The sequence below is a fragment of the Streptomyces amritsarensis genome, from assembly GCF_001953875.1.
In the GTDB taxonomy this organism is placed as follows: Bacteria; Actinomycetota; Actinomycetes; order Streptomycetales; family Streptomycetaceae; genus Streptomyces; species Streptomyces amritsarensis.
This window is the reverse complement of record NZ_MQUR01000009.1, coordinates 105,843-128,074: the sequence shown is the minus strand read 5'-3', so window position 1 is coordinate 128,074 and position 22,232 is coordinate 105,843. Positions and strand designations below refer to the sequence as shown.

Sequence of the window (22,232 nt, the reverse complement as noted above, 5' to 3'; positions counted from 1 at the left end):
GAGATGGAGTGGACCCGGCTGCGGGTGCTGGCCCTTGAGCCGGGGGAGACGTATGCGTTCGCGTCGGGGCAGTGCGAATGGATCGTGCTCCCGCTGTCCGGCGGGTGCGAGGTCCGTTGCCGGGCTCTGCCCGGACCCGCGCCTCAAACGCCGGCGGGGCTTGATGTGTCGCCGGACGGCGTTGAAGCCGGTCTCGCCGAGAGCGGACCGCAGGCAAAATCAGCCCCGCCGGCGTTTGAGGCGCGGGGGTTCGGGGGCGGCGCCCCCGCAGCGGAGCCGCACGTCTTCGAACTGCGGGGGCGCAGCGGGGTCTTCGGCGGGCCGACCGACTTCGCGTACGTGCCCCGGGACGCGCACACCGAGATCCGCTCCGCCGCAGGCGGCCGGTTCGCGCTCGCCGGAGCCCGGTGCACGACGAGGCTGCCCGCACGGTACGGCCCGGCCGAGCGCGTGGCCGTCGAGCTGCGCGGCGCGGGCCACTGCTCACGGCAGGTCAACAACTTCGCCGCGGCGGGCCCCGGCGGCTTCGCGTGCGACCGGCTGATCGCCGTCGAGGTGCTCACCCCCGGCGGGAACTGGTCCTCGTACCCGCCGCACAAACACGACGAGCACCACCCCGGCGAGGAGTCCCGCCTGGAGGAGATCTACTGGTTCGAGATCGCCCCCCACGGGGACACCCCCGGCTACGGCTACCAGCGCGTCATGCCCTCCCCCGCCGGGAAGACCGACCTCCTGGCCGAGGTGCGCACGGGCGACGCCGTACTGATCCCGGACGGCTGGCACGGGCCGTCCATCGCCGCCCCCGGGCACGACATGTACTACCTCAACGTGATGGCCGGACCGGCCGGCGGCGGGCCCCGGCAATGGCTGATCCGCGACCACCCCGACCACGCCTGGATCCGCGGGACCTGGCCCGGCCAGGACGTCGACCCCCGGCTTCCCTTCCCCCGAGCAGGAGCGGAGGACCACCGATGAGGCTCACCGTCGCCCAGGCGCTCGTACGCTTCCTCGCCGCCCAGTACACCGAGCGCGACGGACGGCGCCGCCGGCTCGTCGCCGCCACGTGGGGGATCTTCGGGCACGGGAACGTGGCCGGCATCGGCCAGGCCCTCCTGGAGTGCGGGCCGGAGGCCATGCCCTTCCTCCAGGGCCGCAACGAGCAGGCCATGGTGCACGCCGCCGTCGGCTACGCCCGCCAGAGCGGCCGGCTCTCCACCCACGCCGTCACCACCTCCATCGGCCCCGGCGCCACCAACCTCGTCACCGGCGCCGCGCTCGCCACGATCAACCGGATCCCGGTGCTCCTGCTGCCCGGCGACACCTTCGCCACCCGGCCCGCCGATCCCGTCCTGCAGCAGCTGGAGGTCCCCCACGCCGGGGACGTGTCCGTCAACGACGCCCTGCGGCCCGTCTCCCGCCACTTCGACCGGATCACCCGGCCCGAGGCCCTGATCCCGGCCGCCCTCCAGGCCGTACGCGTCCTCACCGACCCGGTGCAGACCGGCGCCGTCACCCTCGCGCTGCCGCAGGACGTGCAGGCGGAGGCGTACGACTGGCCCGAGGAGTTCTTCGCCGAACGGGTCTGGGGCGTGCGCCGCCCGCGGCCCGACCGCGCCGAGCTCGCCACCGCCGCGGACGCCGTACGGGCTTCCGCGCGCCCCCTGATCGTCGCGGGCGGCGGGATCCGGCACAGCGCCGCCCAGGCATCCCTCGCCGCCCTCGCCGAGGCCACCGGGATCCCGGTGACCGTCACCCAGGCGGGCAAGGGCGTGCTCCCGTACGGCCATCCCCACGACGTCGGCGGGATCGGCCACACCGGCACGGCCACCGCCGCCGCCCTCGCCCGGGACGCCGACCTGGTCATCGCCGCCGGGACCCGGCTCAGCGACTTCACCACCGCCTCGGCGACCCTCTTCCACAACCCTGCCGTCCGGTTCATCGGCCTCAACCTGGACCCGTACGACGCCCACAAGCTCGCCGCCCGCCCCCTGGTCGCCGACGCCCGCGAAGCCCTCGACGACCTCCGGGCGGCGCTGGCCGGCCACCGCGTGCCCGCCGCGTACGAGACGGCGTACCGGCAGGAGGCCGCCCGCTGGGAGGCCCGCGTCGACCAGGCCTACGCCGTGTCCGCGCCCGACGAGGAGCTCCCGCCCACCCAGGCCCAGGTGCTCGGGCTGCTGGACCGGCTCGTCGACGGCTCCGACATCCTGGTCAACGCGGCCGGCTCGCTCCCCGGGGACCTGCACAAGCTGTGGCGGGCCCGGTCGGCGGACCAGTACCACCTGGAGTACGGCTATTCCTGCATGGGCTACGAGATCCCCGCCGCCATCGGGGTCGCGCTCGCCGCACCCGGCCGGCCCGTGTGGGCGCTGGTCGGCGACGGGACGTACCTGATGAACCCGACCGAGATCGTCACCGCCGTCCAGGAGGGCGTCCCGATCAGGGTGGTCGTCCTGGACAACCACGGCTACGCCTCCATCGGCGGCCTCTCGGGGGCGGTCGGCGGCGAGGGCTTCGGCACCGCCTACCGCTTCCGGGCGCCCGACGGCACGTACACCGGCGACCCCCTTCCGGTGGACCTCGCGGCCAACGCGGCCTCCCTCGGCATGGCCGTGATCCGTGCCCGCACCGTACGTGACCTGCGGGAAGCCCTCGCCGAGGCCCGCTCGGCGACGCGTCCCACATGTGTCTACGTACAGACCCGAACGCCCGACACTGTGTCGGGCCCGCCCCCGGCACAGGCGTGGTGGGATGTTCCTGTGGCCGAGACCGCGACCCGCAAGGCGGCGGCCCAGGCCCGTGAAGAGTACGACCGGCAAGCCGCGCAGCGACGTCGCCATCTGTGAAGGAGCAATAGGCATGAAGACCGTCAACCACTGGATCGGTGGCAAGACCGTCGAGGGCGCGTCGGGCACCTACGGCCCGGTCACCGACCCGGCCACCGGCGAGGTCACCACGCAGGTCGCGCTCGCGTCGGCCGAGGAGGTCGACGCCGCGGTACAGGTCGCCAAGGAGGCCTTCCTGTCCTGGGGCCAGTCCTCGCTGGCCGCCCGTACCAAGGTGCTCTTCGCCTACCGGGCGCTGCTCGACGCCAACCGCGACGCCGTCGCCGAGCTGATCACCGCCGAGCACGGCAAGGTCCACTCCGACGCGCTGGGCGAGGTCGCCCGCGGCCTGGAGATCGTCGAGCTGGCCTGTGGGATCACCACGCAGCTCAAGGGCGAGCTGTCGACGTCGGTGTCCAACAGCGTCGACGTGGCCGCCATCCGCCAGCCGCTGGGCGTCGTCGCGGGCATCACGCCCTTCAACTTCCCGGCGATGGTCCCGATGTGGATGTTCCCGCTGGCCATCGCGTGCGGCAACACCTTCGTCCTCAAGCCGAGCGAGAAGGACCCGTCGGCGTCCAACAAGCTGGCCGAGCTGATGGCCGAGGCCGGCCTGCCGGCGGGCGTGCTGAACGTGGTCCACGGCGACAAGGTGGCCGTCGACGCGCTGCTCGCCCACCCCGACGTCGCGGCCGTCTCCTTCGTCGGCTCCACCCCCATCGCCCGCCACATCCACACCACCGCCTCCGCCAACGGCAAGCGGGTGCAGGCGCTCGGCGGCGCCAAGAACCACATGCTGGTCCTGCCCGACGCCGACCTCGACGCGGCCGCCGACGCGGCGGTCTCCGCCGCCTACGGCTCGGCCGGCGAGCGCTGCATGGCGATCTCCGCCGTCGTCGCCGTCGGCTCCATCGCCGACACGCTGGTCGACAAGATCCGCGAGCGCGCCGAGAAGATCAAGGTCGGCCCCGGCAACGACCCGACCTCCGAGATGGGCCCGCTGATCACGGCCGCCCACCGCGACAAGGTCGCCTCGTACGTGAAGGGCGCGGCCGCGCAGGGCGCCGACGTGGTCCTGGACGGCACCGGATACACGGTCGAGGGCAAGGAGAACGGCCACTGGATCGGCCTGTCCCTGCTCGACAACGTCCGCACCGACTCCGACGCCTACCGCGACGAGATCTTCGGCCCGGTGCTGTGCGTCCTGCGCACCGAGACCTACGAGGAGGGCGTGGCCCTCATCAACGCCTCGCCGTTCGGCAACGGCACCGCGATCTTCACCCGCGACGGCGGCGCCGCCCGCCGCTTCCAGCTGGAGATCCAGGCGGGCATGGTCGGCGTCAACGTCCCGATCCCGGTGCCGGTGGGCTACCACTCCTTCGGCGGCTGGAAGGACTCGCTCTTCGGCGACCACCACATCTACGGCAACGACGGCATCCACTTCTACACCCGCGGCAAGGTCGTGACGACCCGCTGGCCGGACCCCTCGGACGCCCCGGCCGGTGTGGACCTGGGCTTCCCGCGCAACCACTGACGCAGGGCCCCTCCGGGTAGCCCGGCCCGCCCTCCGCCGTCCACACCGCGCGGGGGGCGGGCTCGTGCGTTTCCCGGCGGGTCAGAAGCGCGACCAGACGTCCGACGCGGCCGCGCCGGCCCAGACCGCGTCGCCGTGGCCGTATCCCGCCACCACGGAGAAGGAGACGCGCTCGTTGCCGCCGGCGCGGATCAGCTCCGCACCGCGCGGGTGGTCGCCGCGTCCCAGCTCGGTGTTGATCCACACCACCTCGGCGGTGATGCGGTCCCATGCGATCCGGTAGGTGTCGTCGTCGCCCGCCCAGACCGCGGCGAGATCCCGCATCAGCGCCGCCGGCAGGAGCCCGCTGCCGAGGGCCGCGGTCGCCGCGTACCAGGTCGCCAGCGGGGTGCGGGTCAGCGTGAAGCGGTCCTCGGCGGGAGTCGCGCCGAAGTCGTAGGTCCCGGCGCCGTGCCCCTGCGCGTAGATCCAGTTCGCCGGTCCCGGGAGGGCGGCCGTGCGGATCAGCGCGAAGTGGGCGAGCCCGCAGTGGGTGAAGCGCCGCGCCGGGTCCGGCGGCCACGGCACGGGGGAGACGCCGTCCGGATCGGCCACCGCCTTGGCGATGACCGCCGCGAGCCCCGGATCGACGAGGGGGACGCCCTGCGCGAGCTGGGTGGCGTACGCGTCGCGGGTGTCGGCCGCCCGCAGTGCGAGATCGCCCGTGTACGGCCCGGTCGTGTCCAGGGCCACGACCCGGCGCAGCCGCGGCGAGGTGTCGTGCGAGGCCGCGTCCAGCGCGAGGGCGGCCCCGGCCGAGTGCCCGACGTACTCGTACGGAAGCCCCAGTTCGCGCTCCAGCGCGTCCACCACCCGGGCCAGGTCGCGGCGGTGCGCCGCGAGCCCCCAGGCGGCGGAGACGTCGGCCGCCGCGGCGGCGTCCTCGCGCGGGGTGACGCCGACGACGAGCAGGCCCCGGCGGCGCAGCGCGTGGGCGAGGTTGCGGTCGCCCCGGCCGCCCGGGATGCCGGGTGTGAAGAACTCCGCCGCGAAGTTCAGCCCGCCGCCGGGCAGCAGGTACGCGATCCCCTCCGGTGCCCGGGCCGTGTCCGCGACCACGTCCACGGTGACGGGGGCGGCGCCGCCGTCGTCGAGCGGGAGGGTCAGGCGGATCCAGCCGTCGCCGGGCAGGTAGGCGGCGGTTCCGGTGCCCAGGGCGCGCTCGATGCGGGTCAGCAGTCCGATGCCCCCGGCCGCGTCGCCGTGCTGTCGTTCCCTCAACTGTGTCCCCCCTTGAGCCGGTGATGGCCGAATACCGTCACCCGGAGACACCTTTGCCGGTCAGCGCGTTCCAGCCAAGTCCAGGACGGATGCATCCTGTTCGCTCTCGGCGCGACGGCGCCGCCGCAGCACCCGCACGGTGATGCCCGCGCCCGCCAGGATGAGCAGCAGCCCCACGGCGGGCCACGGTACGGCGACGAAGTCGGTCTCGGAGCGGGAGACGAGATCGGGATGGCCGGCCGCGCCCGCCGTGATCCTGACGGTCACCCGGTCCGACTGGGGGGCGTCCGGCCACGGTTCGGTCAGCTCGATCCGCTGCCCCGGCAGCAGGGTCAGCTTCAGCTCGCGTACCGGCCGGTCCAGCACCCGGCGTCCGAACAGCCCCTCCGCGGTGATCGCCACCGTCGGCTCGACCACCACGTTGCCGCGGTTGAACAGCGAGTAGCGGACCGTGGCGCGGGCGTCCTTCACCCAGGGCAGCAGCGGGGCGGACCGGCTGACCCGCACGTCCTCCACGCTCAGCCCGGGCGTGACGGGCCCCGGAACCCGGAAGTACAGGCGGGCGCCCACCGAACGCCGCACCCCGACCTGGACCTTGCCGTCCTGCTGCACGCCCTCCACGGCGGTGCCCAGCGCCACGATGCCGCCCACGTGGTCGCCGGGAGTCGCGTCCGCCGGGACCCGCACGGTGAAGGGGATGTCCTTGCGGCCCTTGGCGGGCACGGTGACGGTGCTCGCCGTCTCCGGCGCCAGGGTGATCCACGCGCCGACGTCCTTCGGCGCGGTCTCCACCGGCAGCAGCGCGAACGCGCCGCCCGCCGGGGTGTTCACGGCGTCGGTGGCGAAGACCCGGAACGTCAGTTCCCGGTCGGAGGAGTTCAGGACCGTGACGCTGTCGGAAAGCGTGCTCCCGGCCGCGCCCTGGTGGAAGAAGTAGGCGCGATCGGTCATGGCCGCACCGGCCGCGGGCGTCGGGAACACCCCCCACATGCCGTTGTCGGCGGCCGCCGCCGGAGCGGCGGGCAGCAGGCCCGCGCCCAGGAGGAGCAGGCCGAGGAGCAGACCGCGCAGGGAGGCGCGGGTGCCGGTGCGGCGGGCGCCGCTGCGGGTGCCGGTGCCGGTGCCGGTGCCGCTGCGGGAGCGGGAGCGGCTGGGCGTGCTGCTGCGGGGGCGCATGGGCGGTCTCCAGTCGGCGCGGAAACGGGAAGGGGCGGTGCGGCGCCGGAGCGCCGCACCACCCTGGCGGAGCGGGCCGAGCGGGTACGGATCAGGCGATCGAGAAGGTCACGACCGTCTGGTAGGTGTCGGCGAACATGAACGGCGGGAGCTGGATCATCCCGGCGCCGCCGACGGCGAACTCGCCTCCGGTCAGCTCGTCGCCCCCGGCGGCCTGGGAGGCCACCTTCATCGGGACGTCGGAGATCGCGCCGGGCGTGCCCGCGGTGCAGGTGCTCGGGCTGTCCGGGTTGGTCACGGTGCAGGACGGCTGGATGCCGATCTGCGCCTTCGCCATCGAGTGGCCGGTGGCCTGGTTCAGGAACGGCGTACGGGTCGCCGTCACGTCCCAGCCGAGCGAGCCGCCGCGGAAGTCCTGGACGGTCGCGGCGTTGAAGACGCCGACCACCGACTGGGCCTTGCCGTTGATGGTGACCGAGCCGAAGCTGACGGCCGGCTGGCCGTCCTTCGGGCCCAGGGCGAGCGGCCCGGGAAGGACCTCGACGTCGACCGGGTTCTTCACGCCGGCCTGCTCCTCCAGGAAGACGAACGCCTTGTACGGGGTGATCGAACCGTCGATCTTGATGGTGTCGGCCTTCTTGGTGACCGTGATGTTGCAGGTGGCGGCGCCGGACGCGTCCGCCGTGCCGGTGCCGGTGTCACCGGTCGCCGCCCCCGCGAGCAGGGCGGAACAGGTGACGGCGCCGGCCGGGAAGTTGGCGCCGCCCACGACGACGGCGGTGCCCGCAGGGCCGCTGTTGGGCGTCAGCTTCGTGGTGACCGGGTCCTTGGGCAGTGCCTCGACGACGACCGATCCGAGCGAGGCGCTCGGGCGGGGCGCGGGGGTGCAGGTGGTGGTGAAGACCGAACCGGAGAGGTCCGCGTCGGTCACCGCCAGATCGAGGGCGACCTGGACGGTCGTGCCCTCGGTCCCGTCCGGGATCTTGACGGTTCCGGAGAACGCCTTGGGATCGAGCGGCTGCCCGGCCACGACGGACACGGTCTCCGGCGGGCTGGTGACCACCTGGGTGGTGGCACCGACCTTGAGGGTGATCTTGGTCGTGTTCACCGTGGTGACGGAGAACGAGGGGATCAGGGGGCTCGCACCCGGGTCGATCGTGATCGGGACGACGTCGCCGGCCTTGGCGCCGTCGGGCAGCGTGACCGTCCAGTTCTGGTTGCCCGAGCCGTCCGGCTGAGGCGCCGGGGCGTCGCAGTTCTCGAAGACGGTCGTGGTCTTGGTCGCGGCCTGCGCGGAGCCCGCCAGGCCCACCACTGCGCCGGTCAGGGCCAGCGACAGGGCCCCGGCCCCTGCCAGCACCTTTTGTAGATGCGTTCTCGTAGTCACTGGGTCGCGACTCCTTCGTCGTGACGAACCCTCCCCCCACCCGCTGTGTGGGGGAGGCCGAGCCGGTGCGGTGGCCGATATTGACGCGTCACGGTGATGAGAAGTCAATGACTTGCTTTCGCCCGAAGCACACAGAAATTGATGGGCCATCAGAGAGGGGGTGATGGCCCATCGGGTACCGACCGGTCGGGGTGCTCACGGCGGGCGGCCGGCCGACCGCCGGTCCGGGCCGTGTCCGGGCGTGTGCCGGCCGCGTCCGGGGTGCGCCGGCCGCGTTCGGCGTATCCGGCCGTGTCCGGCGGTGTTCGGCCGTGTCCGGGCGTGTTCGGTCGGCTCAGTGCCGGGCGGCTGTGATGTGCAGCAGCCGGTTCGGGGTGCCGGCCGGCAGCCCGCTGATCCGGTCGGGTACGGCGCCGCGTACCAGCGCATCGGAGACCTGCGCCGGGGTGCGCGCCGTGCCGCCGGCCAGGAGCAGCGCGGCGGCCCCCGCCACATGAGGGGCGGCCATCGAGGTGCCGGAGGAGCGGGCGGTGGCGGTGGCGGAGTCCTTCCAGGCGGAGGTCACGGCCACGCCGGGCGCGAACAGGTCGACGCAGGAGCCGTGGTTGGAGAACGGCGCACGGCGGTCCGCGGCGTCGGTCGCGCCGACGGTGAGGGCCTGCGGGACGGAGGCGGGGGATCCGCCGCAGGCGTTCCTGCCATCGTTGCCGGCGGCCGCGACGAAGGTGACCCCGGAGGACACGACCCGCAGGACGGCGGCGTCGAGGGCGCGGCTGCGGCTGCCACCCATGCTCATGTTGGCCACGGCCGGGGTGCCCGGGGAGCGGGCGGCGTCCCGCACCACCCAGTCGAGCCCCTTGATCATGGCCGACAGGCGCCCGTCGCCGCGGCAGTCGGCCACCTTCACGGAGACGAGCGATACACCCTTGGCGACCCCGTACGTCTCCCCGCCCACGGTCCCCGCGACGTGCGTGCCGTGGCCGTTGCAGTCGCGTGAGCCCTCCAGGAACACCGCGTTGTGCCCGGCCCGGGCGCGCCCGCCGAAGTCCTGGTGGCGGGTGTTGATCCCGGTGTCGAGGACGTAGACGGTGACGCCCTCGGCCTTCGTGGCGTAGGTGTACGAGCCGTCGAGCGGGAGCTCGCGCTGGTCGATCCGGTCCAGGGCCCAGGGCGCGGGCGCCTGCGGCCGGGCCTGAGGCGTGTCGGCGGTGGCGGCGGTGGCGGTGGCGGCGATGTGGAAGACCGTGTCCGGTTCCACGGAGGCCACCCGGGGGTCGGCGGCGAGGGCGGCGGCCCGCTCGGCCGTGGTGCGGACGGCGAAGCCGTTCAGGGCGGCCTCGTAGACGGGCCCGACCTCGTCCCCCGCGTCCGCGGCCTCGGCGGCCAGGGCGCGGGCCGGGGCACGCGAGGCGGTGTCCTTGAGGACGACGACGTACGGGGCGGTGGAGCCGTAGCCGGAACGGGAGCCGGAGTCGTGGTCGGGCGCCGGCGGGGGGCCCGTGACGGCGGCCGCGAGCAGGGCGGCCGCAGGGACGATCGTGGTGAATGCGGTTGCGGTCATGCGGCCGATGCTCTGCGAGGGGCGGTGCGGGCGCGCGGAGGGTGCGCCGAGTGGGCGCACGACACGCCGCCGCCCGGGTGCGGTGGCGCGGTGTGTCGTGTCGAGCAGGGCGGATCAGGCCCGGTCGACACGGGACGCCCTACGGGGCGAGGGGCCAGCCGCGCATCGAGAACACGCCCTCGTCGCGGGCCCCGGCGGCGTCGTAGGTGGCCAGCGCGGCCTCGTTGTCGGTGTCGACGCCCACCCACATGCCGTAGCAGCCGCGTTCCCTCGCCTCGTCCGCGAGGGCCAGGGTCAGGGCGCGGCCGATGCCGCGGCGCCGGTAGCCCTCGTCCACGGAGAGCTCGTACAGGCACATCTCGGTGCCCTTGTCGGGGTGGACCATCTCGATGCCGGAGACCATCCCCGCGGGCACGCCGTCGACGTAGGCGATGAGCATCAGGTGCCCGGGGGCGGTGAGGAAGCGCTCGGACCACTCCCGGCGGGTGGGCCCGTCGAAGAGGGATTCGGCGGCCGAGAGCTCGGCGGGTGTGAAGGCCCGGCGGATGTCCATGGCGGTCACCATAGTGCGGGCGCGGCCGGTGGCGCGGTGTAGCGGGGCGCGGCGTGGCGGGGCGCCCGGAATCTCCCGGCCGGGCCGACGCGATCCCCACCAACCTGCCTGCGGCGGACAAGACTTGAGGGCCAGAGGGGGGCATCGTGAGGCATGCCGTGGTCACGCCGGGGGGCGACCGGATCCGCTGGGTGGGCGCCGGGAGCTGCCGGGCGGCGATCCCCCGCCTACTTCGCGGCGAGCGCCGTGCACCCGCTGCTGGAGCTGGAGGTCCCGCGTACCTTGCTGCTGCCCGAGGCGGACGCCCCGCTCCCGGGCGCCGGCGCCCTCCGGGCCGCCGGCGTCGCCGTGGTGTCCGTCCCCGACTGCGGGCACAACATCATGCTCGACAACCCCGACGCCTTCGCCCGAGCCACCGCCGCGGCCCTCGCGCCGGCCTGAGGGCTGTCCCGTAATCCCCGGCGGGCCACCGGGGGTTACGGGACAGTCCTCAGCCCTTGGCCCGCGGCGAAGGGGTGCCGTCGGTCCAGGCGTAGACCCGCTTGCCGCGCACCGCGACCTGGTACTGGTGGAAGTCGCCGCACTCGGCGCGGACTTCGGCCCGAACGGCCCGCGGCCACCACTTGGCGTGCAGGTCCGGCGCGCCCTGTCGCCTCGGCGCGGCCGCCGTGCACTGCGGGCCGTCCAGCGGGGTCTTGCCCAGGTCGAAGCGTATGAGCCGGTCATGGCCGGTGGTGCGCACCCGTATGCGGACGTCGGTGGCGTCCTTGGGTATCCAGGACGGCAGGGCGAAGGCGGCTTCCGTGCGCGTCGGGGCGTCGGCGGCGGTCGCGAAGCGCTTGCCCTTCTCCTTGAACACCTTGTGGTCGATGGTGTCCGTCACGGGGTTGGGCGGCACGTTGGGCAGGGCGAAGGCGGCGGTGGCGAGGACTCCCGCGGTGGCGGCGGCGATGACGAGCGGGCGGCGGTTCATGCCTCCAAGTCTCGGCCGGGAGCCGCCCCGGGCGCGTCCCTCCTCAGAACGAAACGCGTCCCGGCCGAAGGTCGCACACGGCGTCATACCTGGGAGGGTCTCCGGTCATGGCGGCGCGACGCCCAGTAACCGGGCGGCGCCCGGCCCCGTTGGCCGGATGACCGTCCGCCCGGCCCCCGAGGACTCCCCATGCGCCGTCGCCGCCTCCTGCCCGCCCTCGCCACCGCCACGGCCACCGCCGTGCTCGCCGTCGCGCCCGCCGCCTGGGCCGCACCCGAGGTCCCGCCGGACAAACCAGAGGTCCTGAGCCGCTGGACGCAGCCCAGCGCCGCGAGTTACCAGGCCTGGGCCGACGCGCGCGAGCACCGCGCGGCCTGGACTGCGTACGGCTTCGACTGGTCGACCGACCAGTGCACCACCTCCCCGGACAACCCCTTCGGCTTCCCCTTCGCGGCGGCCTGCGCCCGCCACGACTTCGGCTACCGCAACCATCGGGCGGCAGGGCTGTTCCCGGCCGCCAAGCCCCGGCTCGACGAGGCCTTCCACGCGGACCTGAGGCGGGTGTGCGCCCACTACTCGGGCAGCCGCAAGCGTTCGTGCGACGGCACCGCGTGGACGTACTACCAGGCGGTCAGGGTCCTCGGCATCTCCTAGAGCGCACGCCTTCCGGGTCGCGCCGGGCCGCGCGCACGATCCGGAAGGGGCGCCTAGCCGGCCGCCAGGCAGAGCACGGGGACCCGCTGGACCAGGTTGTTGCCGAATCCGCCGCGGTTCCACGGCTGTTCGAGGGGCTGCGTGCGGCCGCCGCTGTCCGTGGCGCGGACGGTGAGGGTGTGGCGGCCCGGTACGGCCGTCCACACGCAGCTCCAGGCCTGCCAGGCCCACGGGTGCGGATCCGGGTCCGCCAGCTCGGCCCGGGCCCAGCTCAGGCCGTCGTCGGCGCTCACCTCCACCCGGGCGACGGCCCCGTGCCCCGACCAGGCCCGGCCCCGCAGCCGGACGGGCCCGGGGCGCACCACGCGGGTCCGCGACATGAAGTCGGGGAAGCCCGGCGGGGCCATCAGGGCGCGCGGCGCGATCCGCGTGACCGGCTCGCCGGGATCGTCCGGCTCGTCGGCGGACCACCGGAAGCGGTAGGCCGCTGACTGCTGGAACCCGGTGAACGGCTCGTCGACGACGGTGATCTCGCGCAGCCATTTGACGTGCGCCATCCCGTACCAGCCGGGCACGACCAGCCGCAGCGGGTACCCGTGCTGCGGCGGCAGGGGCAGCCCGTTCATGGCGTAGGCGATCAGCACGCCCGAGTCCTCCGCGGCGGCGTACGACAGCGGCAGGCTGCGCCGGTAGTCCTGCTCGACACCGCGCTCCACCCCGTGGTCGGCCCCGGTGAACACGGCTTCGACCGCGTCGGGCCGCACCCCCGCCCGATCCAGGACGAGGCTCAGGGGGACCCCGGTCCAGTCGGCGGTGCCGACGGCCTCGACGAGCCAGGGCTGGCTGACCGGCCGCGGCGACAGCAGCGCCCGGCCGTTGCCCGCGCACTCCATCGTGACCCGGTGGGTGACGGCGGGCAGTGCCCGCAGAGCGTCGAGGTCCAGCGCGAGCGGCGTGCCGACCCGGCCGCCCACGGTCAGCCGCCAGCCGTCCGCGTCGGCGGCGGGGATGTCGTAGTGGACCAGCACGTAGTGCAGTCCGGGCGGTGTGACCTCGTAGCGCAGGGCCTCCAGCGGCAGGCCGTGGTTGCGGGCGGCGAGCGCCAACTCCTCCTGGCCGATGCCCTCACCGGTCGGGGCGATGCGCGCCGGGGCGCTGACATCCCGTACGGACGCCTCCTCCATCTCCCCATGGTCGCGCGCTCCGCGCCGCGGGGCACCTCGTCGCGCCGCGCACCGGCCTGGTCGGCGAGGCCGGCCCGGCCCGTCACAGGTGCCGGGCGAACCAGGCGCGGGCCAGGGCGGCCACCTCCTCCAGGGCGCCCGGCTCCTCGAAGAGGTGCGTGGCGCCCGGGACGACCTCCAGCCGGTTCTCGCAGCGCAGCTCCCGCTGCGCCGCGCGATTGAGGTCGAGCACGGTGGTGTCGCGGCCGCCCACGACAAGCAGCGTGGGCGCCCGTACGCCGGCCAGCCGGGGCCCGGCGAGGTCGGGCCGGCCGCCGCGGGAGACCACCGCGCCGATGTCCGCGTCGGCCGCGGACGCGGCCCACAGGGCGGCGGCGGCCCCGGTGCTCGCCCCGAAGTAGCCGATCGGGAGGGCCGCGCGCCGGCGTAGCCAGGCGGTGGCGTCCGTGAGCCGCCCGGCGAGGGTTTCGATGGCGAAGACGTTGGCCCGGTCGGCCTCCTCGGCGGGCGTCAGCAGGTCGAAGAGCAGCGTGCCCAGACCCGCCCGGTTCAGGTCCGCCGCGACGGTCCGGTTGCGCGGGCTGCGACGGCTGCTGCCGGAGCCGTGGGCGAACATCACGACCGCCCCGGCGCCCTCCGGCAGGACCAGGTCCCCGGCCAGGGCCAGGCCGCCGGCGTCCACCTCCACCGCGACGGCCCGGGGGGCCCGCCCGGGTGCGGGGCCTGCCGCCGCCCGCGCCAGCAGGGAGACGACCTCCTCGTCGGAGGTCTGGGAGAAGTCCCGGTACCACTCGCCGACGGCCCGGAAGGCGCGCGGCGCGGAGAGGCACACCACCTCGTCGGTCTCGCGGCGCAGCCGGGCGACCGCGTCGGGAGCCGCGACCGGAACGGCCAGCACCACACGGGCCGCGCCCTGCGCCCGGACGACCTGGCACGCGGCGGCGGCCGTCGCCCCGGTGGCGATCCCGTCGTCCACGACGATCACCGTCCGGCCGTCGAGCGGGATCCGGGGCCGGTCGCCGCGGAACCTGCGGGCCTGCCGGGCGAGCTCCGCCTCCTCGGCGTGTTCGACGGCCGCCAGGTCCTCCTGCGTGGCGCGGCTGCTGCGGACGATGTCCTCGCTGATGACCCGTACGCCCCCCTCGCCGATCGCGCCGAACCCGAGCTCGCGGTGGTACGGGACGCCGAGCTTGCGGACCACGATCACGTCGAGCGGGGCACCGAGGGCCCGCGCCACGGGGAAGGCCACCGGGACGCCGCCGCGGGGCAGGCCCAGTACGACGGGACGTTCACCCTCCAGATGGCGGACGGCTTCGGCGAGCCGTTCTCCGGCATCGGCACGGTCGGTGAAGAGCACGGGGGTTCACCCCCAACCCGAGGGGAGACGGAAAGCGCACACGACCCCTCTTCCGACGCAACCCCACGCGGGGGCTTCCCGCAAGTCGGGGGAGCCGGCTGGCCATGGCATCGCCCTGCCCGAGCGGAGCGATCCCTTCCGGTGAACGCCTCGCCGGGCGGCACTTTTCAGCCGATCTGCGGGCCCGCGCGGGCGAGTTCGGCCCGCCCGGCCGTGGCGACGGGCGCCGCAGGGCGGCTTCCGGCGTGTCCGGAGCGGGCCCGGGCGGCGGCCCCGGGCCTGTCCCGGACACCCCCGGACACCCCCGGGCAGGCCCCGCCGACCGCTGCGACCTGCGCGAAAGCCCTCCGCGGGGGAGGGCTTCGGTGGTGGAGAATATGTGCCCCCGGCAGGACTCGAACCTGCGGCCAAGTGCTTAGAAGGCACCTGCTCTATCCACTGAGCTACGGGGGCCGGAAGGTGGCCCTGGTGGGCCTGGAGCCCCTGGTGGGGGTGGGACTTCGGTCCGTGCCGGGTCAAGGATAGGGCTCCGGTTGCCTTGTCCCGGTTGCTTCACTCGCGTGCCACGATGTGGAGGTTCGGTGAAGCGGTCCCGATAATCGCAGGCAGGTGCGATTCTCGCATCGCTTTTGCGCCGCGGCGCCCCTGGGTGTTGTGCACTCGTTATGCCTGCGCCCCACTCGTCCGTCGTGCCCAGAATGTCCCACTGGAGTCGCGGTCGGCGCGCAGGGGGCGTATAAGCTTCAAAAATGGTCCTAAATTGGGCATTCTTCGCATGTGGTGACCTTGGATGTTCGGCCTCAGCTGCTCGATGCCCTGTCCGCCCTGCGCGACCGGGTCGCGTCCGTACGTCTGCCGTTGCCCCTGCCCGGCGCCCCACGGGCCCGTCAGACCAGAGCCGAGCTGCTCGCACAGCTCGACGACTACCTCGTACCGCGCCTGAAGGCGCCCGAGGCGCCCCTGCTCGCCGTGGTCGGCGGGTCCACCGGGGCCGGTAAGTCCACCCTCGTCAACTCCCTCGTAGGGCGCCAGGTCAGCGAAGCCGGCGTGCTGCGCCCGACCACCCGCACACCGGTGCTCGTCTGCCACCCCGACGACCACCACTGGTTCGCCGGGATGCGCGTCCTGCCCGACCTGATGCGGGTCTGGGTGCCGCACGAGGACGACGACATGCCCCCCAAGCCGTACTCCCGGCGCCCCGGCCGCGGCCACCCCGGCGCACAGGGCGGCCACGAGACCCGCGAGATGCGCATCGAGACCGTCACCAGCCTGCCGCGCGGCCTCGCCATCCTCGACGCCCCCGACATCGACTCCCTCGTGGTCGACAACCGGACACTCGCCGCCGAGCTCATCTGCGCCGCCGACGTCTGGGTGATGGTCACCACCGCCTCGCGCTACGCCGACGCCGTCCCCTGGCACCTCCTGCGCACCGCCAAGCAGTACCGGGCCACCCTCGTCACCGTCCTGGACCGCGTACCGCACCAGGTCCTCGCCGAGGTCTCCCGCCAGTACGGGGCCCTGCTCACCAAGGCCGGCCTGGGCGACGTACCGCGCTTCACCGTCCCCGAACTCCCCGAGTCGACCGGCGGCGGCGGACTGCTGCCCGCCAGCGCCGTCGCCCCGCTGTTCGCCTGGCTCGCCCACCACGCGCAGGACCCGGCCGCCCGCCAGTACGCCGTCGGGCGCACCGCCCTCGGCGCGCTGGACTCCCTGGGGCGCCGGATGCCCGAACTCGCCTCCGCCGTCGCCGCCCAGCACGCCGCCGCCGTACGGCTGACCTCGGCCGTCGAGGACGCCTACCGGCGCGAGGGCAAAAGGGTCCGGGGCCGCCTCGACCGCGGCGCCGTACTGGCCGGCGACGCGCTGACCCGGTGGCGCGGCTACCCCCTCGACACCAGCGCCGACGAACTGCTGGACTCCCTCGCCGAGTCCCTCGCCGCCCTGCTCCAGTGCGCCGTCGCCGCCGCCGACGAGCGGATCGCCGAAGCCTGGAGACGCGAACCGGCATCCGGCGCGCTGGCCCTGCCCACGCCCGACCGGGAGGCGGGGGACCGTATCGGCATGGCCGTACGCCGCTGGCGGCGCGTGCTGCAGGAACTCGCCGAGGAGGAGGTGTCCCGGCTCGACAAGCAGCCCGCACCCGACCCCGACGCCGTCGCGGCCCTCCTCGCCGCCGCACTGCTCGGCGGCAAACGGTCCCGGCCCGCCGGGGAGAAGCTCGCCGAGCGGATCGGCGCCCAGGCCGCCCTCCGGCTGCGCGACAAGGGCGGGGAACTCCTCGGCGACCACCTCGACGAGGTGCTGCGCTGCGAACGCGACCGGCGCCTCGCCCCGCTGGAGGCCCTCGAAGTGACCCCGGAACCGCAGGCCGAGCTGATCGCCGCCTTGTCCGTACTGCAGAAGGAGAGGTGACGCCGTGACCGCCCTGACCGACCGCACCGACGACCGCTGGGACGACGGGTTCATCGCGCGTTCCCGCCCCCGCCCCGTCGAAGCGGGCGAGGAGGACGCCGCCGACGCGGGCGACGAGGGCGACGAAGCGCTCGTACGGGCCGTCTCCGGCGCGGGCAGCGACGGCGGCAAGTCCTCGGCGCCCCCGCTCAGCCCCGAGGCACAGGCCCTGCGCCAGCGCCTCGACGCACTGCGCCAGCTGGTCGGACTCTCCCGGACCCGGCTCGACGGCAAGACCCTCGCCGAGGCCGGACGGGTGCTCGACGAGGCCGCCGCGCGCCGCGGGCTCTCCCCCCAGCACACGGTCGTCGCGATCGCCGGAGCGACCGGAAGCGGCAAGTCCACGCTCTTCAACTCACTCGCCGGGGTACAGATCTCCGAGACCGGGCTGCGCCGCCCGACCACCGCCGCGCCCATCGCGTGCAGCTGGTCCGACGGGGCCGCCGGCCTGCTGGACCGGCTGGAGATCCCCGGACGGCTGCGGCGCCGGCCCCGCGAGACCTCCGAGGCCGAGGCCCTGCGCGGGATGGTCCTCGTGGACCTGCCGGACCTGGACTCGGCGCTGGGCGCGCACCGCGAGCACGTGGACCGCGTACTGGCGCTGGTCGACGCCGTGGTGTGGGTGGTGGACCCGGAGAAGTACGCCGACGCGGTGCTGCACGAGCGGTACCTGCGCCCGCTGGCCGGACACGCCGAGGTCACCTTCGTCGTGCTCAACCAGGTGGACCGGCTGCCCGGCGAGGCCGCCGACCTCGTCCTGGACGACCTGCGCCGACTGCTCGACGACGACGGCATCGCGCTCGGCGAGCACGGCGAGCCCGGCGCCACCGTCCTCGGGCTGTCCGCCCTGACCGGTGACGGCGTCGGGGAGCTGCGCGAACTCCTCGGACAGTTCACCCAGGAGAAGGGCGCCGCAACCCGGCGGATCTCGGCGGACGTGGACCGGGCGGCCGTCCGGCTGCGGCCCCTCTACGTCGCCGACGGGCACGCCGGACCCGAGATCGGGGAGGCGGCGCGCGCCGAGTTCGAGGACCGGCTCGCCGAGGCGGTCGGGGCCTGCGCGGCCGGGCTCGCCGCCGAACGGGCCTGGCGGCGCAACGCGGGCAAGGCGTGCGGGACCCCCTGGCTGCGGCTGTGGCGCTGGTACGAGAACCGGCGCGCGCCGCGCACCCTCGCGGGCCTGGCCGCCCTCGCGGCGATCGGCGGCCGCGGCCAGACGGTCGCGCAGGCCCCGGTCGAGGAGGAGGTGACCGCACGTCAGCGGGTGGAGCAGGCCGTACGGGCCGTCGCCGACGAGGCCGTCGCGGGCCTGCCCGAGCCGTGGGCGCAGGCCGTCCGGGAGACGGCCGTGCGGGGCGCCGACCGGCTTCCGGAGGCACTCGACGAGATCGCGGTGACGCTCGGGCCCGCCGCCGCGGCGCCGAACGCCAAACCGCCGCGGCCCGCGTGGTGGCCGGTGGCGGTGCTGGCGCAGGCGGCCATGACCCTGCTCCAGATCTTCGGCGGGCTGTGGCTCGTCGGGCAGATCGTCGGGGTCCTGGAACCGCAGCTGATGCCGCCGGTGCTGTGCATGGTGGCCGGCATCGTCGGCGGCCCGCTCGTGGAATGGGCCTGCTCCATCGCGGCACGGGGCCCGGCGCGGCGGTACGGGCAGGACGCGGAGCGCAGGCTGCGGCAGGCGGCGGCCGGGTGCGGACGGGCCCGGGTGCTGGAACCGGTCGCGGCGGAGCTGCTGCGCTACCGGGAGGTGCGCGAGCAGTACGCCGCGGTCGCCGCAGGGGGGAGCCGGTTGTCCACAACCCGCCAGTAGTCCACAGGCCGGAGCGGGGGACCGGCCGCCGGTCGCACCATGGCTCGTAGCCCGTACGGATGGTCCGTGCGGGCCTGGACGACGGGGGAGGCGGCCGGGATGTACGACACCCAGGTGACGCTGGTGGGACACGTGGCGACGCAGATCGACTACAAGGAGACGGTGAACGGCCCGTCGGCGCGGTTCCGTTTCGCGGTCACGCCCCGCTACTTCGACCGGCGCAAGGACGTCTGGACGGACGGGACCACGAGCTTCTACACGGTGTGGGCGCGGCGCACCCTCGCGGTGAACCTGGCCGGTTCCGTCTCGGTGGGCGAGCCGCTGGTGGTGCACGGGCGGCTGCGCGTGCGGGACGACCCGCCCGACGGGGAGGGCAACCGGCGGGTCAGCGCGGAGATCGACGCGACCGCCATCGGACACGACCTGAACCGCGGCACGGCGGCCTTCAGGCGAGTGGTGAGAACCGATCATCCGCTGATGGACACTCAGAAGGCGGCGGTGGGTTGAGTGTTCGAGGCGGTTAGGATTCCCCGGTACTCACGGGCACCTGGGTCTTTGGCCCGAAGGGGAAGACTGTGTCGATTGCCGTTCCCGCATCCTCCGCTCCTGCTCCTGCTCCCGCTCCTCCCGCTCCCGATCCTGTACCCGCTCCTGCTCCTGCACCCGCTCCCGCGGTTACCGCACACGCGGCTGCCGCACCCGCACCCGCTCCCGCCCCGCTCGAACCCGCCTCGGCGGTACGGGGCTCCGCGCGCCGGCCGCTCGCGGCCGCCCTGCTGGCCGCGGCCCTCGCCGCCGCGCCCGGCGCCCGGGCCGCCGCCGACTCCGGCCCGCCGGCGCCCCGCGCACCGGAGGGCGCGAGCGCCGTGCTGGACGGGCTGAAGACGTTCGGGCAGGCGGTCCTCCACGCCGGCGACGGATCGGTGCGGCACATCCCCGCCGGCCTGTACGAGATGCGGGTCGACGGCGGCGGGATGCTCCAGACGTACGGGGTCGGGGTGGCGGGCAACGCCCAGCCGCAGGCCCGGTACACGGAGAGCGGCTGGAGCGGCAGCCCGCTGGCGGGCAACGGGCAGGCCGGGCGGATCCGCTGGGTGCTGGAGCACTCCTACCCCCAGCTGAACGACCTGGCCGGGCTCGCCAAGGCGGCCGGGGCCGTGTCGCTCACGGCGGAGAGCGCCGCGGCCGGCACCCAGGTGGCGATCTGGCGGCTCGCGGACGGAGTGCGCGTCGAGGCGGCGGACCCGTCCGCGGAGAAGCTCGCCGACTACCTCCAGCGGGCGGCGGGACAGCTGCCGGAGCCGCCCGCCTCGCTGGGCCTCGACCCCGGCGACGTCTCGGGGCCGGTCGGCGCGCGTCTCGGCCCGGTGACCGTGCGCACCGGCGCGCGCAGCGTGTCGGTCGTCCCGGACGCGGCGGCCGTCGCCATGGGGGTGCGTGTGGTGGACGCCGACGGGCAGCCGCTGACCACGGCGGTCAACGGGAGCCGGATCTACTTCGAGGTGCCCGCGGGCACCCCCGACGGGACGGCCTCGGTCACCGTCCAGGGGGCGACCAGGGTGCCCGTCGGCCGGGTCTTCACCAGCGGTGTCCCCGCCCAGGCACAGATCGTGGCCGGTTCCAGCGAGTCCGTGGCGGCCGCCACGGCGCGGGCGGCCTGGCAGCCGGCCCCGGACCCCGAGACGGGGGCGAGGCCCGCCTCGGACGCGGCCACCGGTTCGGAGGCGGTCGCGCTGGGCGCGCAGTCCGCGTCGCTCGCCACGGCCTCCCCGGACGAGGAGCGGCTGGCGACCAGCGGCAGCTCTGCCGCCACGCCCGTCATCGCCTCGCTCGCGGTGGGCCTGGTCGTGCTGGGCGGCATGGTCGTCCTGCTGCTGCGCAAGCGCCCGCTCGACGAGGAGGAGTAGGACAGCAGTGGCAGGAGAGGGAAGGCCGGCCGGCGTGGAGCGCCATGCCGGTTCCGCCACGGGATCCGGGGTAGAGGCAGAAAATGGTTGATCAAGAACTGACCTGGACCGGCGCCTTCGCGCGATGGGACCGCCGGCTCTTCGACGCCGTGGCCCGCAGGCACTGGCCCGGCGCCGACCGCGTGCTGCCGCGCCTGGGGCGCGCCGCGAACCACGGCGTGCTGTGGGGCGGGGCCGCCGCGGCCATCGCCGTCTTCGGATCCGCCGGGGCGCGCAAGGCCGCCCTGCGCGGGGCGGCGTCACTGGCACTGGCCTCCTCCACCATCAACACCGTCGGCAAGTGGTCCGTACGCCGCCCCCGGCCGCTGCTGGAGGGGGTGCCCGTGGTGCGGCAGCTGGCCGTGCAGCCGCAGACCACCTCCTTCCCGTCCGGGCACTCGGCGTCCGCGTTCGCCTTCACCGCCGGGCTGGCGCTCGAAGCCCCCGCCCTGGGCGCCGCGCTCGCCCCGGTCGCCGCGTCGGTGGCGTTCTCCCGCGTCTACACCGGCGTGCACTACCCCTCCGACGTGGTCGCGGGCGCGGCGCTGGGCGTCGCCGCCGCCTTCGTCGTACGCCGGCTCGCACGGGACGTGCAGGAGGCCCGGGCCGTGCCGGGCGACGAACCGAGGGCGATCGGGGTCCCGGCGCTGCCCGACGGGGCCGGGCTGACGGTGGTGGTCAACACCGGGTCGGGCACGGCCGCGGCCGTGCAAGACGTACTGCGCGCCCGGCTGCCCAAGGCCGAGGTGGTCGAGTGCACGGGCGCGGACCTGCTTCCCGCACTCGCGGACGCGGCCTCGCGGGCCACCGTCCTCGGGGTGTGCGGCGGCGACGGCACCGTCAACGCGGCCGCCACCGCAGCCCTGCGGGCCGGGGTACCCCTGGCCGTGTTCCCGGGCGGCACCCTCAACCACTTCGCGCTCGACCTCGGCCTCATCGGACCCGAGAGCACCTGCGAGGCCCTGGAGCACGGGGAGGCCGTCCACATCGGCGTGGGCCGCTTCTCCCCGGGGCCCGGCCCCGACGGCGAGCCCGGCTACTTCCTGAACAACTTCAGCATCGGCGCCTACCCGGAACTGCTGCGCCACCGGCTGCGCTGGGGCCCGCGCATCGGCGGCGGACCGGCCGCGCTGCTGGCCGCCTGGAAGGTCCTGCGCGCCGAGCGGCCCGTACGGCTGCGACTGGCCGGGCGGCCCCGGAGCGTCTGGCTGCTCTTCGCCGGCAACGGCACCTACCACGGCACCGGCCCCACCCCAGGCCGCCGCGACAGCGTCGGCGAGGGCCTGCTCGACCTGCGGGTCGTCTACGGCGGCGGACGGCCCGGCCCCCGCCTGCTGGCCGCCGCCTTCGCCGGCCCGCTGAGCCGGTCCCCGGTCCACGCGGCCACCCACCTGCGCAGCCTGCGCGTCGGATCCGTCCCGAAGGGCACCCCGCTCGCCTACGACGGCGAATACGCCAAGGCCCCGAGCGAACTCGTCCTCGACACCCTCCCCGGAGCCCTCACGGTCTACCGCCCCCTCTGACCCCGCCCCGCCCCACGGCCCCGGCCGGCCCGTGGGGC

17 protein-coding genes, 1 tRNA gene and 1 pseudogene are annotated in these 22,232 nt (G+C 75.0%); 10 read left to right on the top strand and 9 right to left on the bottom strand.

Translation table 11 applies throughout. The annotated features are described in order from the left end of the window. Positions 1-3 precede the first annotated feature (3 nt). The 3 genes from iolB to AVW11_RS06690 are packed head-to-tail and all read left to right on the top strand — an operon-like array spanning position 4 to position 4,359. Complete coding sequence (iolB, locus tag AVW11_RS06700) at positions 4-975, top strand: 5-deoxy-glucuronate isomerase (RefSeq protein ID WP_076043503.1); 972 nt, start codon at positions 4-6, stop codon at positions 973-975. Further along, on the top strand, positions 972-2,846 hold the full coding sequence (gene iolD, locus AVW11_RS06695) for a 3D-(3,5/4)-trihydroxycyclohexane-1,2-dione acylhydrolase (decyclizing) (RefSeq protein WP_076043494.1): 1,875 nt from the start codon (positions 972-974) through the stop codon (positions 2,844-2,846). Before iolB ends, iolD begins: the two co-directional genes overlap by 4 nt. Before the next feature lie 13 nt (positions 2,847-2,859). Beyond that, complete coding sequence (locus AVW11_RS06690; RefSeq protein WP_030840539.1) at positions 2,860-4,359, top strand: CoA-acylating methylmalonate-semialdehyde dehydrogenase; 1,500 nt, start codon at positions 2,860-2,862, stop codon at positions 4,357-4,359. Between the two features lie 81 nt (positions 4,360-4,440). Here AVW11_RS06690 and AVW11_RS06685 read toward each other — a convergent pair whose 3' ends face one another. The 5 genes from AVW11_RS06685 to AVW11_RS06665 all read right to left on the bottom strand — a co-directional run bounded on the left by AVW11_RS06685 (position 4,441) and on the right by AVW11_RS06665 (position 10,296). After that, on the bottom strand, positions 4,441-5,619 hold the full coding sequence (locus tag AVW11_RS06685) for a hypothetical protein (RefSeq protein ID WP_076043493.1): 1,179 nt from the start codon (positions 5,617-5,619) through the stop codon (positions 4,441-4,443). Positions 5,620-5,679: 60 nt separating this feature from the next. Further along, a complete protein-coding gene (locus AVW11_RS06680; RefSeq protein ID WP_079250529.1) occupies positions 5,680-6,795 on the bottom strand; it encodes a WxL protein peptidoglycan domain-containing protein in 1,116 nt (371 codons plus the stop codon). Positions 6,796-6,886: 91 nt separating this feature from the next. Beyond that, positions 6,887-8,182 (bottom strand): hypothetical protein, encoded by a 1,296-nt coding sequence (locus tag AVW11_RS06675; RefSeq protein WP_225884760.1) that lies wholly within the window; start codon positions 8,180-8,182, stop codon positions 6,887-6,889. A 334-nt stretch (positions 8,183-8,516) separates the two neighbouring features. Beyond that, positions 8,517-9,743 carry a S8 family peptidase gene (locus tag AVW11_RS06670; RefSeq protein WP_076043492.1) on the bottom strand — a complete coding sequence of 409 codons (1,227 nt, stop codon included), beginning with the start codon at positions 9,741-9,743 and terminating at the stop codon, positions 8,517-8,519. Positions 9,744-9,882: 139 nt separating this feature from the next. Further along, positions 9,883-10,296, bottom strand: a complete 414-nt coding sequence (locus AVW11_RS06665; RefSeq protein ID WP_060180362.1) for a GNAT family N-acetyltransferase — start codon at positions 10,294-10,296, stop codon at positions 9,883-9,885. A 159-nt stretch (positions 10,297-10,455) separates the two neighbouring features. Here AVW11_RS06665 and AVW11_RS38910 point away from each other — a divergent pair. Then, a pseudogene (locus tag AVW11_RS38910) lies at positions 10,456-10,737 on the top strand (alpha/beta fold hydrolase); the annotation flags it as partial. A 49-nt stretch (positions 10,738-10,786) separates the two neighbouring features. Here AVW11_RS38910 and AVW11_RS06655 read toward each other — a convergent pair. Beyond that, a complete protein-coding gene (locus AVW11_RS06655) occupies positions 10,787-11,269 on the bottom strand; it encodes a hypothetical protein (RefSeq protein WP_060180361.1) in 483 nt (160 codons plus the stop codon). 189 nt (positions 11,270-11,458) lie between these two features. Between AVW11_RS06655 and AVW11_RS06650 the strand changes: the two genes are divergently transcribed. Beyond that, complete coding sequence (locus AVW11_RS06650; protein WP_076043491.1) at positions 11,459-11,923, top strand: phospholipase; 465 nt, start codon at positions 11,459-11,461, stop codon at positions 11,921-11,923. 53 nt (positions 11,924-11,976) lie between these two features. Here the strand turns inward: AVW11_RS06650 and AVW11_RS06645 are convergent, their stop codons facing one another. From AVW11_RS06645 to AVW11_RS06635, 3 genes are all read right to left on the bottom strand, one after another. Continuing rightward, positions 11,977-13,107, bottom strand: coding sequence for a sulfite oxidase (locus AVW11_RS06645; RefSeq protein ID WP_060180359.1), 1,131 nt, complete (start codon positions 13,105-13,107; stop codon positions 11,977-11,979). Between the two features lie 82 nt (positions 13,108-13,189). Further along, the gene (locus AVW11_RS06640; protein WP_060180358.1) at positions 13,190-14,464 is read right to left on the bottom strand and encodes a phosphoribosyltransferase family protein; all 1,275 of its coding nucleotides are present in this window, start codon (positions 14,462-14,464) and stop codon (positions 13,190-13,192) included. A gap of 380 nt (positions 14,465-14,844) precedes the next feature. After that, positions 14,845-14,917 (bottom strand) — tRNA-Arg (locus AVW11_RS06635). 333 nt (positions 14,918-15,250) lie between these two features. Between AVW11_RS06635 and AVW11_RS06630 the strand changes: the two genes are divergently transcribed. From AVW11_RS06630 to AVW11_RS06610, 5 genes are all read left to right on the top strand, one after another. After that, positions 15,251-16,876 carry a dynamin family protein gene (locus tag AVW11_RS06630; RefSeq protein ID WP_060180357.1) on the top strand — a complete coding sequence of 542 codons (1,626 nt, stop codon included), beginning with the start codon at positions 15,251-15,253 and terminating at the stop codon, positions 16,874-16,876. Between the two features lie 4 nt (positions 16,877-16,880). Then, positions 16,881-18,725: a GTPase gene (locus AVW11_RS06625; RefSeq protein ID WP_060180356.1), complete on the top strand. Its 1,845-nt coding sequence runs from the start codon at positions 16,881-16,883 to the stop codon at positions 18,723-18,725. Positions 18,726-18,764: 39 nt separating this feature from the next. Continuing rightward, the gene (locus AVW11_RS06620) at positions 18,765-19,232 is read left to right on the top strand and encodes a single-stranded DNA-binding protein (protein ID WP_381785009.1); all 468 of its coding nucleotides are present in this window, start codon (positions 18,765-18,767) and stop codon (positions 19,230-19,232) included. A 68-nt stretch (positions 19,233-19,300) separates the two neighbouring features. Beyond that, positions 19,301-20,632, top strand: coding sequence for a TQXA domain-containing protein (locus AVW11_RS06615; RefSeq protein WP_420856368.1), 1,332 nt, complete (start codon positions 19,301-19,303; stop codon positions 20,630-20,632). An 83-nt stretch (positions 20,633-20,715) separates the two neighbouring features. Continuing rightward, the gene (locus AVW11_RS06610; protein ID WP_076043490.1) at positions 20,716-22,194 is read left to right on the top strand and encodes a bifunctional phosphatase PAP2/diacylglycerol kinase family protein; all 1,479 of its coding nucleotides are present in this window, start codon (positions 20,716-20,718) and stop codon (positions 22,192-22,194) included. Positions 22,195-22,232 lie beyond the last annotated feature (38 nt).

What these genes read in the sequence shown, in the direction of transcription:
- iolB (WP_076043503.1), top strand. Translation starts at nt 4, where the DNA reads ATGGAGTGGACCCGGCTGCGGGTGCTGGCCCTTGAGCCGGGGGAGACG.
- iolD (WP_076043494.1), top strand. Translation starts at nt 972, where the DNA reads ATGAGGCTCACCGTCGCCCAGGCGCTCGTACGCTTCCTCGCCGCCCAG.
- AVW11_RS06690 (WP_030840539.1), top strand. Translation starts at nt 2,860, where the DNA reads ATGAAGACCGTCAACCACTGGATCGGTGGCAAGACCGTCGAGGGCGCG.
- AVW11_RS06680 (WP_079250529.1), bottom strand. Translation starts at nt 6,795, where the DNA reads ATGCGCCCCCGCAGCAGCACGCCCAGCCGCTCCCGCTCCCGCAGCGGC.
- AVW11_RS06670 (WP_076043492.1), bottom strand. Translation starts at nt 9,743, where the DNA reads ATGACCGCAACCGCATTCACCACGATCGTCCCTGCGGCCGCCCTGCTC.
- AVW11_RS06665 (WP_060180362.1), bottom strand. Translation starts at nt 10,296, where the DNA reads ATGGACATCCGCCGGGCCTTCACACCCGCCGAGCTCTCGGCCGCCGAA.
- AVW11_RS06655 (WP_060180361.1), bottom strand. Translation starts at nt 11,269, where the DNA reads ATGAACCGCCGCCCGCTCGTCATCGCCGCCGCCACCGCGGGAGTCCTC.
- AVW11_RS06650 (WP_076043491.1), top strand. Translation starts at nt 11,459, where the DNA reads ATGCGCCGTCGCCGCCTCCTGCCCGCCCTCGCCACCGCCACGGCCACC.
- AVW11_RS06645 (WP_060180359.1), bottom strand. Translation starts at nt 13,107, where the DNA reads ATGGAGGAGGCGTCCGTACGGGATGTCAGCGCCCCGGCGCGCATCGCC.
- AVW11_RS06620 (WP_381785009.1), top strand. Translation starts at nt 18,765, where the DNA reads ATGGCTCGTAGCCCGTACGGATGGTCCGTGCGGGCCTGGACGACGGGG.
- AVW11_RS06610 (WP_076043490.1), top strand. Translation starts at nt 20,716, where the DNA reads ATGGTTGATCAAGAACTGACCTGGACCGGCGCCTTCGCGCGATGGGAC.